Here is a 19,134-nt window from a genome sequence, read left to right on the forward strand (position 1 = left end):
CCTATTAAACAATTAATCGTTATATAAGTTTTCTTTTTTCAATAGCTCAATTTCTTCGCTCATGATACGGTTAGATATCATGTAACGTTTGATGTCTACAATCTTCATTTCGTCCAACGCATCGATAATGTTGCGTGTAACAGATTTTTCACTTGGTCGGATCACAACTATAATGTCTTTACCTCCAGCCTGTTGCGGAACAAGCTTTTGCATCCTCATTAATACGCTGCGTAACCCGTCTTCCGAGCTATAGTCAATCACTGTAGGACCCTGAAGAGGTTTTTTAACATCCCCTTGATACCACACTAGCTTGTCGTCAGACCCTAGTACTAGAGTCACACTTCGATGCTCATCTACGTCTACATCTGTTTGTTTATCAGTTTCAACGTTTTTGTCTGGCATCGCTACGTCCATAGCTTGTGGCTTATTCAAGGATGTAGTCAACATAAAGAATGTAATCAATAAGAACGCCAAATCTACCATGGCTGTCAGATCGACTTTACCGCCATCCTTTTTTGATCTTACTTTTCCACCTTTACCCTTATTACCGGAGTCTTGATTTAATTCTGCCATTTAAGTAATATTATTAATCAGTTTTAAGACCAGTCACGAAACTGAACTTATTTTGTTTCTGATTACGTAATGTCTCAATTATTAAATTCAAACTTGGGAACTTTTCATCAGCATCTGCTTTGATCGCAACAGTCATTAATTCAATGTCATCTGGATCTTTACCCTCTTCAATTGCTTTATCTTTCAAAATTTTAGCTGACGCTAAGCGCGCTTGTTTTACCCAAGAGAATAACTCATTCGATAGATTTTGTGTTGAATCTACCGGAATACCTCTTTGCTTTTCTGCTGTTCTTTCAGAATCGTTGGCAGCCAACAAAGTTTTCATTGTCTTTATAGAGACCCCAAAATCTTCTAGACCTTTAAATTTACCGTACTCTTCTGGAGTAAACTCTATGCCGTAAATTGCTGCCATTTGTTGCAATGTCTGCACACGTACGTTAGGGTCACTCATATTGAAGAAAACTTTACCTTCATCACCTACTGTAATCATAACCACGTTACCATCAGGTAATTTAGCTTGAGAGTATGAAGGCGCTGTATCTACGGTTAGAGTCTCAGGCTGTCTAGCAGTTGCTGTAAGAACGAAGAATGTAAGAAGCAAGAAAGACACGTCACACATCGCCGTCATGTCGATCGATGTACTGGCTCTTTTTACTTTTGCTTTACCCATTTCTTTACCTTTTTTATATTAACAACTCTATTCTTTAAACTAATGATGCTTTATTATTTCACTTTCCATAAAAAAAGTTGAAATAATTTTGCAATCATCTTATTTGTGGTTTGCAGCGTACGTTTGTACGATTGAGAAACCAGCCTCGTCGATAGAATAAGTTAATTTATCAATTTTAGCAGTTAAGATATTGTAGAATACAATCGCAAAAGTAGATGTACCAATACCTGTAGCTGTACACATAAGTGCCTCAGAAATACCGTTTGCTAATTTAGCTGAATCTGGTGCACCACCTGTTGCTAACGCAGAGAAAGCTCTAATCATACCTGTTACTGTACCTAATAGACCTGTTAATGTACCAATAGATACTAATGTTGCGATAACATTTAAGTTTTTCTCCAACATTGGCATTTCTAATGCTGTAGTTTCTTCGATTTCTTTTTGAATTGCTAAAGCTGATTTTTCAGCATCTAATCCTGGGTTAGCCTCAACATCTTTGTATTTTAACAAACCTGCTTTGATAACGTTTGCAACAGAACCTTTTTGTTTGTCACACTCAGAGATAGCTGTATCAATACTACCTGTTTTTAATAAAGTTTGTACTTTTCTTACAAAGTTACCTACATTACCTGTACCTGAAGCTTTACCAATCACGATGAAGCGCTCAAGAGCAAAAACAAATACCATTAAAAATAATGCAAGTAGTACAGGGATTACAGGACCACCATGGTACATCATACCCATATAGTTTCCTGGCAATGGTTGATTCGCAGGGTCATTGTCGATAAAATTTGAAGGATTTCCTAATACAAATTTATAAACCGCAATACCTACGATAAAACAAATTACGATTGCTAAACTCGCAAATAAATTACCTGAATTGCCGCTCTCTTGTTTCGCTGGGCTAGTAGTTTTTGGTGCGTTTGCCATTTTTACTAAGTTTTAGATTTTTACTGTTGTTTAATTATTATGTTTAATTCTATTGAAATAATGCAAAATTATTGACATCATTTTGACGTTAGTCAAAACAAATATACTATTTTGATATAAAATTCAAATTTTTCAATCTTTTTTTATCATTCTTTTTTATGGATTACGATAAGAACGATCATCGCGGCAATCCTATTCTTATGCGTGATTATAAATCAATATCCATCTACAGAATATTATGCAATAAAAACCATTTTTTTTTGCATATCCAAATTAATAAATAGTTAATTGCAAAAAATAAGTAACCAAACACTCACTTTAAAAATAGAATCAATATTCAAATTTCGAATGGTTGCTCTACTAAACAATCTTTATATAAACGTGTTAAACTATATTTTAGTATTATCCACCTACAAGTTTTACTTGATAATCAAGATTTTTCAACAGCTCGAATATCTTTTGTTTAAAATCTCCTTGTATCAGAATCTCTCCATCTTTAGCACTCCCACCAACACCACACTTCTGCTTTAATGCTTTGGCCAGGTTTTGTAAGTCTTCATCTGCACCTACAAATCCTTCCACTAATGTAACGATTTTCCCCTTCCTAGACTTTTTATCTAATAAAACTCTTAATTTTTGTTGCTTTGGCGGTAACGTCTCGATTATCTCATCTAATTCATAATCATATTCAAAATTAGAATCTGTTGAAAACACGATACCTTCAAATTTTTGTTTTTTTTGTTTAGCCATAAGTAATCTATTAGCAAATTATTTTTAATGCACTTGATTTAACATTTATTTGCAAATCACCATTCATATTTATTGGCTCCCCATCCACGTGAATAGGTCCATCATCCTTACGTTTGATCAGGATATCTCTACCTGGAATTATTTCAACATATTCTGATTGATCAGCTGAACGATTGAACAAATGAAAGACCATCATAGGCAAAATATAAAGCGGAAACTTATGTACAATACAAACATCCAATATACCATCATTTACCGAAGCATTTGGGGCTATATAGGCATTATTTCCATATTGCGGAGAGTTTGCGACAGAAATCATAAAAGCCTCACGCTCATATTCCACGCCATCTATTGTCAACTGATATTTACTGGGCTTATAATTACTAATTACATTTATAGCAGATCGCAAATAACCAATTGGTCCACGTATAGAATCACTTGCAAATCTATCCGAAACCGAAGCGTCAAATCCCAAGCCTGCAATGTTGAAAAATGGTTTATCATTAATCACACCACAATCTACTCCAACGGTCTCAAATCTATTCAAACGATTGATAGCTGAAGTTTCATTCATTGGAATACCTAAATAAAGCGCTAATCCATTTCCCGAACCTTCAGGAATAATTCCCATTGGTATATCCGAACCAATTAATGCTGAACCTAATTCATTTATTGTACCATCACCACCGACTGCGACGACCGCATCATATCCTTCTTCAATTGCCATTTTACCCAATTCATATGCATGATTGGGCTTAGTCGTCTGTTGGAAAGTTGGTTTAAACTTTTGCATATCCAACGCCTCTAAAACTTTTTTGTTAAAAGCAGTTTTTTTCTTGCCTCCTGATATTGGATTAATAACGAAAAGTATCTTTTTCTGTTCTTGCATAACTAAAATCAACTGAGTAAATATAGGCTAAATTTTCAATAGGCGTAAAAATTAATATAATACCTACCAATTTTTGGGATAATAATAAAAGTGTTGTAACTTTGCGCCAAATATAAATGTGGACTGATTTGCATTTTACAAATCTTAAGTAAAAAGGGAGATTGCAACCACGGAAAAAAAGTGCTAAAAACCATTCATTCATTCGTTTTTCCACTTCTATCTATTGATAGCACCTCCATTTTATTAGTGTTAAAAACAAAAAAATAAATATGGCATACTTATTTACATCCGAATCCGTATCGGAAGGCCATCCTGACAAAATTGCCGATCAAATTTCAGATGCATTAATTGACAATTTCTTAGCTTGGGACGAAGATTCACGCGTAGCAATAGAAACTTTAGTTACGACAGGACAAGTTGTATTAGCTGGAGAGGTTAAGTCTAAAATTTATCTTGATGTTCAAAAGATTACACGTTCTGTAATTGAAAAAATAGGCTATACCAAATCAGAATATATGTTTGAGGCGAACTCTTGTGGTGTCCTTTCGGCCATACATGAGCAATCCGCTGATATCAATCAAGGTGTGGATCGTAAAAGCAAACAAGAGCAAGGTGCTGGTGACCAGGGAATCATGTTCGGCTACGCGAGCAACGAGACTGAAAATTATATGCCTTTGGCTTTAGACCTTTCTCATCGTTTGCTATACGAATTGGCAGAATTGCGTCGTGAAAATAACCAAATCACCTACCTGCGCCCTGATGCAAAGTCGCAAGTAACTTTAGAATATAGCGACGACCATAAACCACAACGTATTGATACTATTGTAATTTCGACCCAGCACGATGAGTTCGACACGGAGCCAAATATGTTGGTCAAGATTACAGAAGATATCAAAAATATATTGATCCCCCGTGTAAAGGCGCAATTAAAGCCTGAATTACAAACTTTATTCAACGATGATATAAAATTCCATATCAATCCTACTGGAAAATTTGTAATCGGCGGTCCGCACGGTGATACGGGATTGACAGGGCGTAAAATCATTGTAGATACATATGGTGGCAAAGGTGCTCACGGTGGCGGTGCTTTCTCAGGAAAAGATCCATCAAAAGTTGACCGTTCAGCAGCTTATGCTACTCGTCATATTGCGAAGAATTTAGTTGCTGCTGGTGTAGCTGACGAAATATTAGTACAAATTTCTTACGCTATCGGAGTAAAAGATCCAATGGGGATTTATGTAAATACGTATGGCACAAGTAAGGTGAATTTTACTGATGGTGAAATTGCGCAAAAGATTTCAGACTTATTTGATATGACACCTTATGGTATCGAAACAAGACTAGGTTTACGTAATCCTATTTATGCCGAAACTGCAGCTTACGGTCATATGGGAAGAACAAATAAGAAAGTAACGAAGACTTTTGACAATACAAATGGCGAAACTAAAACCCTTGAAGTGGAATTATTCACATGGGAAAAATTAGATTACGTCGATAAAATAAAAGAAGCATTTGGCATCTAATACTAAACGCGGAATCTAAAGATTCCGCGTTTAGTATTTAAATCAATCCTCGAGCTTTAATTTCTAAGTATTTATTAATTGATTTAATACTCAAATCCTCAGGAGCCGTATAGATCGTTTGAAGACCGTGTCTATTTAATTCTTGAATGATTAGATTCTTTTCATACACAAATTTCTCCGCAATAATCTTATTATAAATCTCCACTGAAGTCTTTGCATTTTCCTTTGACAATTGGATTAATTCCGTATTCTTAAAAACCACAGCTACGATTATGTGACTCTTAGCCATCATTTTAAGATACGGTAGTTGACGATTCAGCGAATCTAACGTTTCAAAATTACTATACAAAAAGATTAAGCTACGCTTATTAATATGGCGGCGCATAAATGCATACAAATTTCCAAATTCGGATTCTTCAAAATTTGTCTTAATGCCATATAACTTATCTGAAATAAGCTTCATCTGCTTATTATTCCTTTCTGGAGAAATATGATTTTCACTTTTTTTACCAAATGTCAACATCCCGGCTCTATCTTGTTTTAAAATCGCAGCATTCGACAAAACTAAGGTAGAATTGATTGCATAATCCAACAACGTCATATCATTAAAAGGCATACGCATCACTCGCCCAATATCAATAAAAGAATAAATTGGCTGCGATTTCTCTTCTTGGTATTGATTCACCATCAAGCGCTTATGCTTTGCTGAAGCCTTCCAATTCATATGTTTATACTCATCACCTTTCACATATTCACGTATGTGATCAAACTCCATCGTACTACCGATTCTTCTAATACGCTTTACGCCCATTTCTATCAAGCGATCTGTTGTCGCCAAAAGCTGATATTTACGCATTTGAATAAACGAAGGATAACAAGGTATTTCCAATTGTTCTTCCAATATAAATTTACGCTCAAACAGTCCCAAATGGCTGATGAGCACATTACACTTTCCAAATCCATAAACTCCACGTTTTTTTGGATATAAGAAATATTCTACTTTATGCTCTTTGCGCGGATTCAATTCTAACTTAAATTCATTATGTCTTACTTGAAGTTGAAAAGGCATTTCTTCCAATACACGCGCTCGGACTTTTAGAGGGAAAGTGCTTTTCAAAATTATTGCAAGAGGATTTTGATCGCCATTTGATAATTTGTCCGGATATTGACGTTGAATTTTTATTTGATGCTTGGGAAAATATAATAAAAATAAGTCCCATACACATGCCCCAATAAACAACCACAATATTATAGTAGAAAGTACCCGTAAAGGCTCCCAATAAAAGGACAATGCAAAGCATGCTCCTAACAAAAGCAGTATATAAAAGAACCTATTGGCGATATACAACCTACGCAAATGCTTCATTATCTCGGGATTTCTACACTTTCTACAATCTGCTGTACGATGTAAGCTGGCGTAAAGCCCTCCATTTCTTTTTCTGGAGTTAGTTGAATACGATGTGAAAGAATAGCATCAGCAACATACTTCACATCCTCAGGAGTCACAAAATCACGTCCCTGCAAAGCAGCATTTGCTTTAGAGGCTTCCAAGATAGCAAGTGATGCACGTGGTGATGCTCCCAATGAAAGATATGGATTAGTACGTGTCTGTGAAATAATCTGTGCGATATACTTTAACACATCTTCATGCACATAAACTAATTTGACCAAATGTTGAAAATGAATAATTTCATCAACCAAAACCACTTCTTGAACTAAGTCCTCTTTATTTTTAGCCTTTTGTTCGTGATGTTCTTTCAAAATGATCAATTCATGATCGAAATCAGGATAATTTACATCAATTTTGAAGAGAAAACGATCCAATTGTGCTTCGGGTAAGCGGTATGTACCTTCATGCTCAATGGGATTTTGCGTAGCAAAAACAATAAAAGGACTCGCCATCGGATAAGTGTGTCCATCTACCGTAACCTGACGCTCACTCATACATTCAAAAAGAGAAGATTGTGTTTTTGCAGGAGCACGATTTATCTCATCGATAAGAATCAAATTTCCGAAGATAGGTCCTTTGCGGAACTCAAACTCGTTAGTTTTGATATCCAAAATCGTGGAGCCTGTGACATCCGAAGGCATCAAATCGGGGGTAAATTGAATTCTTTTGAAATTACTCTGAATTGATTTTGCGATTAATTTTGCTGTTAACGTCTTTGCTACACCCGGCAAACCCTCAATTAGGGAGTGTCCACCAGCTAAAATAGCTAACAGTAACATGTTAATAACCTTATCTTGACCTATGATAACCTTTTTTACTTCATCACGTACTGCATCCAATTTGGTCTGCAAAACGCTAAGATCTATTCTGTTTTCAAAATCAGGTTGATATCTTTCCATATTTTCTTGCTCCATCATATGAAATTGGCTTTTTGTTTAAAATCTTCAATTTTTTGATTCACTATTTTCACATCTGCAATAGATGCTTCTTTCTTATTTCTATACTGATCGATGAGCTTCAACAAATGTTTAGTCTCATCTATATCGACTGTTGATTTAGAAGATAATTGCTTTATAAAACGGTCGTCATCTAGCTTCAGGGTATCCAATTGGTAATTGTTGCGCACATCAAATAGGAAATACTCAATTTTCTTCTGAATAATATTTCCGGGCGATCCATTTTCGTAATACAAATTACCAATAGTTTGCGCAAATTCTTTGGATTTATTCGGCTCAGGAATGATCACTGGCACCGCACGTTGTTCTCTTTTTGATTTAAATATCATTAACAATAGTAAGCCAATCAATAATAAATACCAAGCTTGTGCAAAACCTGGCTTTTGTAATATTACACGCAATGGAGTATTCGGTCTATCCCAATAATATCCGTAATCGGAAAGCCAAACCTCTTCACTACGCACTGTATTTATCACTTTAGCAGCATAATTATAACTATTTTCCTGCAACATATAATAGTTGCCAAAAACCGCAGGAACTAAGTGAAGATACATTGCACCCTTTCCGCGAGAAACTTTAATAAAGTTTGGCAATGCTCTTCCTCTGCTATTCAGATAACCTAATATGGTAGTATTCTCTGGATTAAGCTTGGAGAAAATTGGTAAATTCGTGACTTTTTCCAGATATAATTTAGCAGTATCATTAACCAAAGTATAATAAACCGAACGAGGATTTGGTGTAAATTTAGCATAGTCTAACAATTCAAAATATAATCCTAAAGTATCTAGGAATTCATCTGAAAATGATTTACCCGACAAAAATACTTCTCCCCCATTTTCCACATATCTTAATAAACTTTTGGTATCATGCTCGTATATGCTGTGAAATTGACTAATATCAATTATTGCGCGTTTATTATATTGTAAGGAATCAAAATTTGCTAATAATTCGTAAGTAGACTCTCCATAATTTGTATAAGATCTATCCTTGCCTAGTATATTTGGCAACTCTTCTCTAAAAACATAAGCACCAAAAGGAATCTTATCTTTGAATAAATAGGTTTCATTCCAGTCAATAGGTCGCTTGGCGCCTGCATCTATAAGCGCAATACCTAGAAAAACGGTAAATAATAATAGAATTCCTAGCCAAGTATTTCTGCTCATGACCACCTCCTTTGAAAAGCTGTGAACTGATTGGAAATTTCCTGAAACTTTGCGTCAGAAATTGCAAAATCACCAAACCAAACGTAATCAAATAATGCCGTGCAATTTTTAAAATCATTTCTCAAATCGCTTTGTAGAATTTCTTGCGTCAGTTCGAGATTAGTCTTGCTTCTATCCCAGTGAATCAAATTCTTTTTGGCTAAAAGCTGAATATTTAATAGCTGATGATAGCGAATTGCTAAAGCAAAGTTTTTTGAGTGCACTGCCTCATTTATATAATTATTGATATCGATATCTAACAAATTTCGCTCAACAAATTCAATTGCTTGCTCCTCATCATTAATATCCTCTTTAGGATTGACAATAAATTGTTTGCCAGATAAAAAGAATTTATACAATAAAAATACAACCAAAACGACGCCTAATATACCCAACAAATCCACCAACCATTCTGCGGGATCAGCATTAACATCAGGAAATAGATCGCGAAAAAATTTATTTATCCAATCTTTAATCGTCGTCCACACGCCCAATTTGTCCGATATACTTTCAATGTATTCAAACTCTTTACTTTGGTAGCGCCCAATCATTTCGTCAAAAGTTTGATTAGTTGGGAAGGCTAAAGAGTCAATCTTGGGAATATTTTTATAATAATCCTTTTTCCAATATTCATATTTAGGTGAACTTTCTACGTGTTCAACACCTTCTATAATTGCTGTTGCAGAATCTTGTTGCGCAGCATAACTATATAGGCATAGAATAAACAAAATTAATGTCAGCAGATATCTAAACATCCTTACCTCCTCCTAATTTCTCAATTCTTTCGAACACATCTTCTCCAAATTTAAGTTCCTTGGCTGTCTCATAAATTATTCCATAACTAATCACCGCAAGCATATAATAGATAATGAATAGTAGGACGATCACTAAGCTTCCAAAAGTAGCGATACCTCTTCCCCAAGCAGATTCAAAAAAATCATTACCAAAGCCAATAGCATTGTAACTTAATATAAATAGGATGACGAATGGAATAATGGTAATAATACTCAAAAGTGCCTGAAAGATGAAAGAAACAATATAAGAAGCAATACCATATTCAAATATTTTGGTGCGCAATAAAGTAAAAGCTCCTCCAAAACAATCTATCAAATCGTAATAGCCCTCTCTATAAAGCATAAAGGCAGCGAAAAACCAAAGACCGACCATAGAAAAGATTATCCCAGTAGCAAATGATCCTACAATAGGAATGAATGCAGCAAGCAAAACAGCTATAATTAATGGGATAGCAATTAATACCGCCACAACAAGCATCACTAAAAAAAACCGTAAGTAATAGGATATATTCCAACGAAACTGCTGCCACACGTCTGTGCTGCTAAAATCAATCTTTTTTCTATTGCGAAGAAGTATGAAGTATTCTATCGTAAATCCGAAAGCAAACATAGAAATCAACAAGATAAGTAATCCCAGGCTTACAAAACTGGCTCCTATATTGAAATAATCAACATTAGTGAAGCTAGCATTGAATCGCATTTGTGTCGTTAGATAATATCCAATTAGTACGACAATACAAATTGGTATGAGGAGTAATCGAAACAATACCGACACCAAATGTCTATTAATAACTTTCAATAAGTTGATAAAATCCTGCACAAATTCACCCAACTTACGTTCTCGCTTGAATTCGAAGTCTATCTGTCCCATGCGTATTTTTGAGCCATTTGTTTAGGTTTTAAAACATATACGTACACAATAGATAGTGCCGAAAGAGCAATAATCGTTAAGCATAGCCAAATAGAAACCTGATAATAACGTGTTACATATCCTTCAAGAGTACCTGCAATGATAAAAAATGGAATAGTACTAATCAGGACTTTTGAAGCGTGTTTTACAGCTTTTTTGAAGGATTCCAATCGCGTATATGACTTAGGAAAAAGAATACTATTACCCATCGCTAATCCACATCCACCAGCTATGACAATAACAGAAAGCTCAATCGTTCCATGAATCCAAATGGCGGTCATAGCTTCCGTTAAAACATCATATTTGAAAAAAAGATAGTGGAATGTTCCGACCATAATACCATTCATCATAAGAATATAGCCTGTGCCAATGCTAAAAAAAATACCGTAAATAAAAGCAAAGAATGCTACCTTAACATTATTAATGGTAATGGCAAGCGCACCTCCCCAATTGGAACCTTGTTGATAAACTCCTGCAGGATTTCCCTCTTTAATATTCTGAACAGTCATATCCACATAATGTGATCCCATTATGAATTTCAGAAAGCTCTCTTCATAAATAGCAGAAATAAAACCTATTATATTTGCCAGAAGAAAGATTAGCAATGAATAAACAAGTTGCTTCCTAATCTTCCATATAGATTCAAAAATTTCGTAAGTGAAAAAATGCCTTAATTTATTACTAGAAGATTTTTGGTCTTTATATATCAATTGATGTGCGCGAATAGACAATTCATTCAAGTAATCTTTTGTCTTACTATCAGGATAAAAAGTCTGTGCATAGGCAAGGTCGTTAGTGAGTTCAATATAGTTTGAAGCTAGAATATCAGGGTCAACATGTATAATATTGAGTAAATTATTTTCAATTGACAACCATTTTTCTTTATTTCGTTCTATAAAGGACGCCTCTCGCATAATTTAAGTTAAATTGACTTTATCTCAAATATATGAATAAGCTGTTAATAAACACACCTCAAAACGTAAATTTTGAATACAAATTAGCGCCAGTAGGCACACGTATCATTGCGTTTGCAATAGATTACGGCTTTATGCTGTTGTATATTTTTGCACTTGTTCTCTTTTTTGATTCTACGAACGTCTTAGAAGGTTTGGATAACTGGTCACTTTGGGGAATATATTCTTTAGTTTCATTACCCGTATTTTTCTATACAATAGGCACCGAAGTATTGATGAATGGACAAACTTTTGGAAAAAAAATCATGAAACTCAAAGTGGTTAAAATTGACGGCACACGAGCTACATTTTATCAATACTTTATTCGCTGGGTATCGAATGCTGTAGATATATTTATGAGCATGGGAGGCATAGGCTTGATGAGTATTATTCTATCGCAGAAGGGGCAACGATTAGGCGACATCGCTGCTGATACTACGGTTATTAGTTTAAAAGAATCGCTGAATCTCAAAGAAACTGTATTCGAAGAACTCACCGTGGAACATACAATTGTATACCCAGAAGTCTATAAAATTTCAGATCGAGAAATCAATGAGATAAAAGATATTTACAACACCGGATATCGCCGCAAGAATTATGAAATTATAAAAGCTTTGGCTGCAAAAGTGGAAGTATTGATTGGAAAAAAGAATGAGGAGCTACCTGAAAAATTTGTCGCTCAAGTCATTCAAGATCATTATTATTCTTTCAAAAATAATTAAATGTTAAATATAGATATCTCTCTGCGACGATAGGGCGAGTTATATTGTGGTCATTTCGAATGAAATAAAAACGAGATGAAAATATCATCTGCTTAAAATTAAATTTTAACTGATATTTAAACAAGACAAGCGACCAAATAGTCGCTTGTTTTGTTATATATTTATTTACAATATTCTATTCTCCTACAGAAGCAGAAGATGTTTGCGCTTGACGATCTACTTTTTTCACCAAACCTTGTAGTACATTTCCTGGACCTACTTCTACAAAAGTTTCTGCGCCATCTGCCAACATATTTTGAACAGTTTGTGTCCAACGAACAGCACCAGTTAATTGCGCAATCAAGTTTGCTTTGATTTCTTGTGGATCTGTATACGCTTTGGCGTCCACGTTCTGATAAATCGGGCAAATTGGAGATTTGATATCAGTAGCTTCGATAGCCGCTTGCAATTCAACTTTGGCAGGTTCCATCAATGGTGAGTGAAACGCTCCACCAACGTTCAATTTCAATGCACGTTTTGCTCCAGCTTCAGTCAATAAAGCACAAGCTTTATCGACACCTTCAATTGAACCCGAAATAACTAATTGACCTGGACAATTGTAATTTGCTGCTACAACAACTTCTTCTACTTGCGTACAGATTTTTTCTACCGTCTCATCATCCAATCCTAAAATTGCAGCCATAGTTGATGGTTGCAATTCACATGCTTTTTGCATTGCATTTGCGCGTTGTGAAACTAATTTTAAACCGTCTTCAAAAGATAATGCTCCTGCAGAAACCAATGCAGAAAACTCACCCAAAGAGTGTCCTGCAACCATTGAAGGTTGAAATTTATCTCCTAAAGCTTTGGCTAAAATTACCGAATGCAAGAAAATAGCAGGCTGCGTAACTTTTGTTTGTTTAAGGTCTTCGTCTGTACCATTGAACATGATATCAGTAATACGAAAACCTAAAATATCGTTAGCTTTTTCGAATAAAGTTTTCGTCTCTTCATTAAGATTGTACAAGTCCTGACCCATTCCTACGAATTGAGCCCCTTGACCTGGGAAAATGTAAGCTGTTTTCATGACGACTTATTTTCTATGTTAAAGGTTATTATCTAATGGATCGGCAAATATACTAATAATGCCGAAAAGCTATTCTTCTTCCGGGACAAAGCTTAGTGATGTCAACTTCGATTCGTCAAAAAATTCATTTGAAAGTGCAAAAATATCCTCTGGAGTCACCGCATCAATTTTGTCAAAAACTTCTTGCAATGGGATTACCTTGCCGTAATCGATGAGATTTTTTGCTTCTGCAATGATCATACTCATGCGACTTTCTTCTGCCAAAGCAATTTGACCTTTGAACTTTTGTTTCGCTTGTTTGAGTTGATAAGCCGAAATAGGCGCTTGCTTGAGCTTATCCAACTCTTTGAATACCAAAGAGACAGCTTTCTTCAATTTCTCTTCGTCCGTACCCAAATAAATATTAAAATGTCCTGTATCCGTGTACATCGTGAAATTAGACTCGATCGTATAGGCAATGCCGTATTTTTCACGAATACCTAGATTCAAAATCGAGCTCATCCCAAAACCACCCAACATATTATTCAACAAGAGCATGCCTGTTTTGCGCTCGTCATAAATACCGAAGGTCTTTACTCCAAGCATATAATGCGCTTGATTAATAGGCTTTTCGATTACAATTTGTTGACCGATATTGTCAAAACTTACCTTATCCTGTCTCGATCTGGTATTAGACTTTAATTTTCCAAAAATCTTATTACCAAGTCGTTCAACTTGTGCTAAAGAATAATTTCCCCCGATTGCAATCACGAGCTCGTTGGTATCATAATTCATTTTCATGAATTCCAACACATCTTCTTTTTGCAAAGATTTTAAGTCTTCTTCAAGGCCCAAAATATTATGACCAAGCCCAGTTCCTTTAAACAATAAATCCTCAAAATCATCCATTATGGACTCTTCAGGACTATCCAAATACGAAGCCATTTCATCCAAAATTACGCCTTTCTCCTTCTCTATTTCATTAGCTGGAAAAGTAGAATGAAACAATACATCTTCGAATAAATCCAAAGCACGTTCTAAATGCGGATTGAGGAACGAAGCATGTAAGCAGGTATATTCTTTAGTCGTGTACGCATTCAAGTCGCCACCAACTTGCTCTAGACGATTAAGGATTTGATTTGTTGAGCGACGCTCTGTACGTTTAAATAATAAATGTTCGATAAAATGTGCTACGCCAAACTTTCCTTCACTTTCATCTCGTGCTCCTGCATTCACTATCATGCAGGTATGGGTGATAGGTGAGTTTTGGTAATGCAACAATATTCTGATACCATTATCCAATTGGATAAGATTGTATTCCTTCATTTATATACTAATGTAAAAGTGATTGCAAAGCTACACAATAAAAACAAAACGGCTGTATGTTGATACAGCCGTTTGATTTATAAGACGTTGATATTACATTCTAGGTCTTCTGTGACCAGGGAATTGGTCTTCACTTTGCATTGGATTTATACCCGAAAATTTTTGCAACTTAAATGTAAACGTTAACATAAAGTATCTTGCAAGACGATTTGTCTGGCTATCTCTCAAAATTTCACCCACAGTACGATTAATATTCGTTTGTTGATTCAATAAGTCAAATCCTTGGAAACGAATAGTTGCGCGCTGATCTTTTAAGAATCTTTGCTCGATGTAAGAGTTTATAATAAATGGATTAGCGTTAGTACGGTATCCTGTATTGAATTCTTTTGATACATCAGCACCAAAAATAGTACTTGGTGTTATATTAACCGAACCAATAATATTTGGAACAATTTTTTGTGTATTTGCTGCTGCAAAATCAGGTAATGTTGAACTTGTCCATGTATAATTATAACGCACTCCTGGATTTATTTCCAAATTCTCTGATGGGTTGTATCTGAAAAATAACATTTGAGTCAATGTAGTATTGTTATTTATACCCTTATCGAATCCTGTAGCAGTTTTATTATTTACTAAACTCGCATTTTGGTCATCTGTCAAGTAAGAAATTGTACGTGCGTAGCTCACACCACCGCCATACATGATATTATATGTTTTTTCTTTGAATGCTCTTGACCAGTGATAGAAAGAGTTAATGTTATAAACAGGATCAGATTCATTGATAAATCCAACATCCTGAATTAAACCTTCGCCTGACGCTGAATAGCGTTTGTTTAATGAAACAATCTTATCTTGAGTTAATTCAGAACGTAACATCGCGAAGAATGACTTGCCTTTTTGGAAATCACCCGTTCTGAATCTTACATTCATGGAATGTCTAAATTCTGGATCCAAATTCGCATTACCGATCGTAGTACTTGTACGGTTTGTACTCACTTCAAATGGAATGATCTGTGAAATACCTGGCTCCGCTGATCGACCTGAATAATTGAAAGTAATATTTGATTGACGTGAAAATTTATATTCAAAACGTGCAATCGGGATAATATTAAAGTTCGAACGATCAATTTCAACTGATTCATCTACTGAACGCGCTGTACCTTTTAGTTGAGAAGGTTGAACTGCCGCTCCTAATGAATATTTGACTTTTTCATTTTCGAACATATAGCTCGCACCAATACGGTGAGTAGTAAATCCGTAATCATAATTGTAATCGTAATTCAAAAATGAGTTTGGAACCGTATTGCCATTTGCATCGACTTGATTTTGTTTGTCATCATTGTCATAATCATTGGTATTATAGTCGTACGACAATTCCAATTTACTCTTATCAGATAATGGCTCTAAGTAAGACAAAGATGCTCCAGCATTCCAGCTTTTGTTGAGCGCCTCACGAATTGTCTGCTCATAAATCTCTCCAATTGGTGTATTTTGATTTGCAGGGTCGAAAGTTAAACGATCTAATACTTGATTATATTCATTCGTAGTAGATGCATTATCATAATTAAAATTCAAAAACAAGTTACGACCTTTATCATTTAATCTTCTATTATACAAACCTGAGAAATTGTACCGTGGACTAGTGGATTCATTATCCGCTAACTGAAGCTGAGTATAGTCTAGTGCACTATTATTGTACAATATAGAATTCGCTGAATTTTTAGTTGAGTTGTCGTTAAATCCAATTTGAGGCGTAATTTTGATATAATCTTTAGCAGTTATATTCCATTCCAAATTACCTTCAAAACGGTGATTTCCACGAATACTATTATTATTAGTCGTATCACCTTGTGTTAAATTTTGACCAATATACTCAGTGAATGAATTTGACAGTGTGTTGTTATCATCACGACCGTAAGAATATGAGCCGTAAGCTTTCAACGTTTCTGAGAAATCATGACGAATATTTACACCAATAGAACCTGTATTTGTAATACCTTCAGCACCACCAAACATACCTCCGCCACGTCCGCCACCGCCACCTTGACGACCACGAGCTCCACCTCCAACTGCATTAAAGTCAAATAATGGCGCATTCATATTATTTAAGTTACCTAAAACGGATACTTGTGACTTTTCTTTAAATCCCATAAACATTCCTGTTGTTTGGAAACGTTCTTCGGTACCTCCACCTAGTCGAATTGTCGTTGCATATCCATTATTATATTTAGGATCAATCTGAATATTTAGGACCTTAGTTGATTCTCCAGATTTATTCCCCGTCAAATTGGCCATATCTCCGAAATCATCTACAACTTGAATTTTCTGAATAATATCAGCTGGTAAATTCTGGGTTGCGGTCTTCACATCTCCACCAAAGAAATCTTTACCATTGATACGCACACGTGTCACCTGCTCACCTTGCGATGTAACATTACCATCCTTGTCGACATCCACGCCTTGTAATTTTTTCAAAGCATCTTCCGCTACCGCGCCTTGACGTAATTTTAGATTGTCCATAGCGTATTCAACCGTATCGCCCTTCACTTGTATAGTCACAACACCAGCCACTACGACCTCTTCGATCATATTTGCAACAGGTATTAGTTGAATGGTAGGCACAAGCATTCTGCTTTCTCCTGCCGGAAAAGTATATTCTTTCTCAAAAGGTTCAAAGCCTAAACTTGCAATTTTGATTTTGAATTTGTCTACTTTGACATTGTTGAAGGTAAAAATACCTCCTACTGATGAGCTAGTACTCAATGTATCTGTCGCAGATATAAATTGAACTGTAGCTCCAGATACAATTCGCGATAGAGAATCACGTAATAATCCTTGAACTACTTTGTCGGATTGAGCTTGTAAGTTAAAATTCAAACTCAAAAAAAACACGGCTATTAAAGCGCTGTAAAACCTCATAATATATTATAACTACTTAATAATTTTATTGTAGACCCACACTTCAGTCTCTCCAGAATAAGGATTTTTCAATGTACTCTGCATGACTGGCCTTCCCATCATTGGGTACATATTTCTATTTTTATTCGCATTTGAAGCTGCCTTTTTGAGCAATGCATATTGTGTGTTAATTCCTAAATTAACCGCTATTTGTTCGCTTTTCAACCCAACTAACTGCAATGGAATTTTGGCTTCATACACCAAGCACTTATTAGTATCTATTTTTACAATTCCATCTATCCCATAATCATTTTGCAAAGCCAATACACCGTCTCTCACTCTTCCAAATCCTGTAAGAAAATAGCCGTTTACATTATTCAGCAATTCCTTTTCTAGATTAGCAGTTTCTTCATGTTGGCCAAGATCTGCTAAAGCCCTTCTACGCTCTCTATCCCAATACGGAAATTGTAAACGCGCGCCTTCCTTCTTTTTACCATCATAGCTAACATCTATAAATAGCCCTCCTCTAAAAGCTTCCCTTTGCAACTGCAAATCCTTGATAACTATTGTAACATACAGATTGTTATTTTGTTCCGTGACGCTAAAAGCCCAAAGTTCATCCCCCACATAAGTCAAGGTATTATCCCAATCTGTTATATTTGCATCTATATTTATCTCTGGTGGGTTAGAAAATAAATAGTTGACCTTTTTGTTTTTCTGAGCAAATGCAAGACAAGGCAGAAGTGAACATAATAAAAGAATAGATAGTTTATTCATTAGTTTTTCTACTTATTTTTACATTTGAATTAGACATTTCAGTCTATAAATAGTTTAATTGAATTACAAAAAAAACAATTACTAATTGTATACTCTACAATTATTTAACTTATCACAGAGAAGTTACAGATAGGTATAGCATGTTATTATCACATTTTCAAGAAGATTTAATCGAAGCGGGCTGCGATGAAGCAGGAAGAGGTTGTTTGGCTGGGCCTGTATTTGCTGCCGCAGTAGTTTTTCCAAAAGGATATTATAATCCAATATTGAATGATTCCAAAAAACTTTCTGAGAAGAAAAGAATGGAGCTCAGACCTGTTATAGAGCGTGATGCTTTGGCATTTGCTGTAAAGACCGTCAGCCCGCAAGAAATTGATAAAATCAATATTCATAATGCGTCATATAGAGCGATGCATCTCGCACTAGATGCTCTCCACGTGAAACCCGAGCTACTGTTGATAGACGGAAACAGATTCATACCATATAAAAATATACAACACCAATGCATCATTAAAGGTGATGGTAAATATTTATCTATAGCAGCAGCATCTATATTAGCCAAAACCTATAGGGACGATTATATGGTCGAAATTGGAAAAGAATTTCCGCATTATGATTGGGCGACAAATAAAGGTTATCCTACAGTAAAGCATCGTAATACAGTAATAGAACTCGGATTTACTCCGCACCATCGCAAAACTTTTACAGTTAGCAAACCACAACTGACTCTATTTTAAAAGAATGAAGGCTTTTCGATCTGAAAAGC

General features: G+C 35.3%; 18 protein-coding genes. 3 read left to right on the plus strand and 15 right to left on the minus strand.

The annotated features are described in order from the left end of the window. Positions 1-12: 12 nt before the first annotated feature. The 5 genes from GOQ17_RS07025 to GOQ17_RS07045 all read right to left on the minus strand — a co-directional run bounded on the left by GOQ17_RS07025 (position 13) and on the right by GOQ17_RS07045 (position 3,812). Positions 13-573, minus strand: coding sequence for an ExbD/TolR family protein (locus GOQ17_RS07025; protein WP_159636581.1), 561 nt, complete (start codon positions 571-573; stop codon positions 13-15). 13 nt (positions 574-586) lie between these two features. Further along, positions 587-1,243 (minus strand): ExbD/TolR family protein, encoded by a 657-nt coding sequence (locus tag GOQ17_RS07030; RefSeq protein WP_159636582.1) that lies wholly within the window; start codon positions 1,241-1,243, stop codon positions 587-589. Between the two features lie 99 nt (positions 1,244-1,342). Further along, complete coding sequence (locus GOQ17_RS07035) at positions 1,343-2,173, minus strand: MotA/TolQ/ExbB proton channel family protein (protein WP_159636583.1); 831 nt, start codon at positions 2,171-2,173, stop codon at positions 1,343-1,345. A 402-nt stretch (positions 2,174-2,575) separates the two neighbouring features. Continuing rightward, positions 2,576-2,923 (minus strand): translation initiation factor, encoded by a 348-nt coding sequence (locus tag GOQ17_RS07040; protein WP_159636584.1) that lies wholly within the window; start codon positions 2,921-2,923, stop codon positions 2,576-2,578. 10 nt (positions 2,924-2,933) lie between these two features. Then, positions 2,934-3,812 carry a diacylglycerol/lipid kinase family protein gene (locus GOQ17_RS07045; RefSeq protein ID WP_159636586.1) on the minus strand — a complete coding sequence of 293 codons (879 nt, stop codon included), beginning with the start codon at positions 3,810-3,812 and terminating at the stop codon, positions 2,934-2,936. Positions 3,813-4,081: 269 nt separating this feature from the next. Between GOQ17_RS07045 and metK the strand changes: the two genes are divergently transcribed. Continuing rightward, positions 4,082-5,335: a methionine adenosyltransferase gene (gene metK / locus GOQ17_RS07050; protein ID WP_159636587.1), complete on the plus strand. Its 1,254-nt coding sequence runs from the start codon at positions 4,082-4,084 to the stop codon at positions 5,333-5,335. Between the two features lie 37 nt (positions 5,336-5,372). On the opposite strand, the gene GOQ17_RS07055 is transcribed toward metK, so the two are convergent. The 6 genes from GOQ17_RS07055 to GOQ17_RS07080 are packed head-to-tail and all read right to left on the minus strand — an operon-like array spanning position 5,373 to position 11,561. Then, positions 5,373-6,701: a DUF58 domain-containing protein gene (locus GOQ17_RS07055; protein ID WP_159636588.1), complete on the minus strand. Its 1,329-nt coding sequence runs from the start codon at positions 6,699-6,701 to the stop codon at positions 5,373-5,375. Next, positions 6,701-7,702 carry an AAA family ATPase gene (locus tag GOQ17_RS07060; RefSeq protein ID WP_236537088.1) on the minus strand — a complete coding sequence of 334 codons (1,002 nt, stop codon included), beginning with the start codon at positions 7,700-7,702 and terminating at the stop codon, positions 6,701-6,703. The genes GOQ17_RS07055 and GOQ17_RS07060 overlap by 1 nt, the downstream gene beginning before the upstream one ends. After that, positions 7,699-8,904, minus strand: coding sequence for a DUF4350 domain-containing protein (locus GOQ17_RS07065; protein WP_159636589.1), 1,206 nt, complete (start codon positions 8,902-8,904; stop codon positions 7,699-7,701). Before GOQ17_RS07065 ends, GOQ17_RS07060 begins: the two co-directional genes overlap by 4 nt. Further along, complete coding sequence (locus tag GOQ17_RS07070) at positions 8,901-9,698, minus strand: DUF4129 domain-containing protein (RefSeq protein WP_159636590.1); 798 nt, start codon at positions 9,696-9,698, stop codon at positions 8,901-8,903. Before GOQ17_RS07070 ends, GOQ17_RS07065 begins: the two co-directional genes overlap by 4 nt. After that, positions 9,691-10,608 carry an ABC transporter permease gene (locus tag GOQ17_RS07075; protein ID WP_159636592.1) on the minus strand — a complete coding sequence of 306 codons (918 nt, stop codon included), beginning with the start codon at positions 10,606-10,608 and terminating at the stop codon, positions 9,691-9,693. The genes GOQ17_RS07070 and GOQ17_RS07075 overlap by 8 nt, the downstream gene beginning before the upstream one ends. Then, positions 10,596-11,561 carry a stage II sporulation protein M gene (locus tag GOQ17_RS07080; protein WP_159636593.1) on the minus strand — a complete coding sequence of 322 codons (966 nt, stop codon included), beginning with the start codon at positions 11,559-11,561 and terminating at the stop codon, positions 10,596-10,598. The genes GOQ17_RS07075 and GOQ17_RS07080 overlap by 13 nt, the downstream gene beginning before the upstream one ends. Before the next feature lie 32 nt (positions 11,562-11,593). On the opposite strand from GOQ17_RS07080, the gene GOQ17_RS07085 reads away from it, so the two are divergent. Further along, positions 11,594-12,322: an RDD family protein gene (locus GOQ17_RS07085; RefSeq protein ID WP_159636594.1), complete on the plus strand. Its 729-nt coding sequence runs from the start codon at positions 11,594-11,596 to the stop codon at positions 12,320-12,322. A 175-nt stretch (positions 12,323-12,497) separates the two neighbouring features. On the opposite strand, the gene fabD is transcribed toward GOQ17_RS07085, so the two are convergent. The 4 genes from fabD to GOQ17_RS07105 all read right to left on the minus strand — a co-directional run bounded on the left by fabD (position 12,498) and on the right by GOQ17_RS07105 (position 18,368). Further along, a complete protein-coding gene (gene fabD / locus GOQ17_RS07090; protein ID WP_159636595.1) occupies positions 12,498-13,388 on the minus strand; it encodes an ACP S-malonyltransferase in 891 nt (296 codons plus the stop codon). A 69-nt stretch (positions 13,389-13,457) separates the two neighbouring features. Next, the gene (locus GOQ17_RS07095) at positions 13,458-14,693 is read right to left on the minus strand and encodes a M16 family metallopeptidase (protein ID WP_159636596.1); all 1,236 of its coding nucleotides are present in this window, start codon (positions 14,691-14,693) and stop codon (positions 13,458-13,460) included. A gap of 93 nt (positions 14,694-14,786) precedes the next feature. Then, positions 14,787-17,612 (minus strand): outer membrane beta-barrel protein, encoded by a 2,826-nt coding sequence (locus GOQ17_RS07100; RefSeq protein WP_159636598.1) that lies wholly within the window; start codon positions 17,610-17,612, stop codon positions 14,787-14,789. Positions 17,613-17,624: 12 nt separating this feature from the next. Then, entirely contained in the window at positions 17,625-18,368 is a 744-nt protein-coding gene (locus GOQ17_RS07105) for a hypothetical protein (protein WP_159636599.1), read from the minus strand. A gap of 140 nt (positions 18,369-18,508) precedes the next feature. Here GOQ17_RS07105 and rnhB point away from each other — a divergent pair, with 140 nt between their 5' ends. Further along, the gene (gene rnhB, locus GOQ17_RS07110; RefSeq protein ID WP_159636600.1) at positions 18,509-19,105 is read left to right on the plus strand and encodes a ribonuclease HII; all 597 of its coding nucleotides are present in this window, start codon (positions 18,509-18,511) and stop codon (positions 19,103-19,105) included. Positions 19,106-19,134 lie beyond the last annotated feature (29 nt).

Source organism: Sphingobacterium composti, assembly GCF_009829075.1.
Taxonomy (GTDB): domain Bacteria; phylum Bacteroidota; class Bacteroidia; order Sphingobacteriales; family Sphingobacteriaceae; genus Sphingobacterium; species Sphingobacterium composti.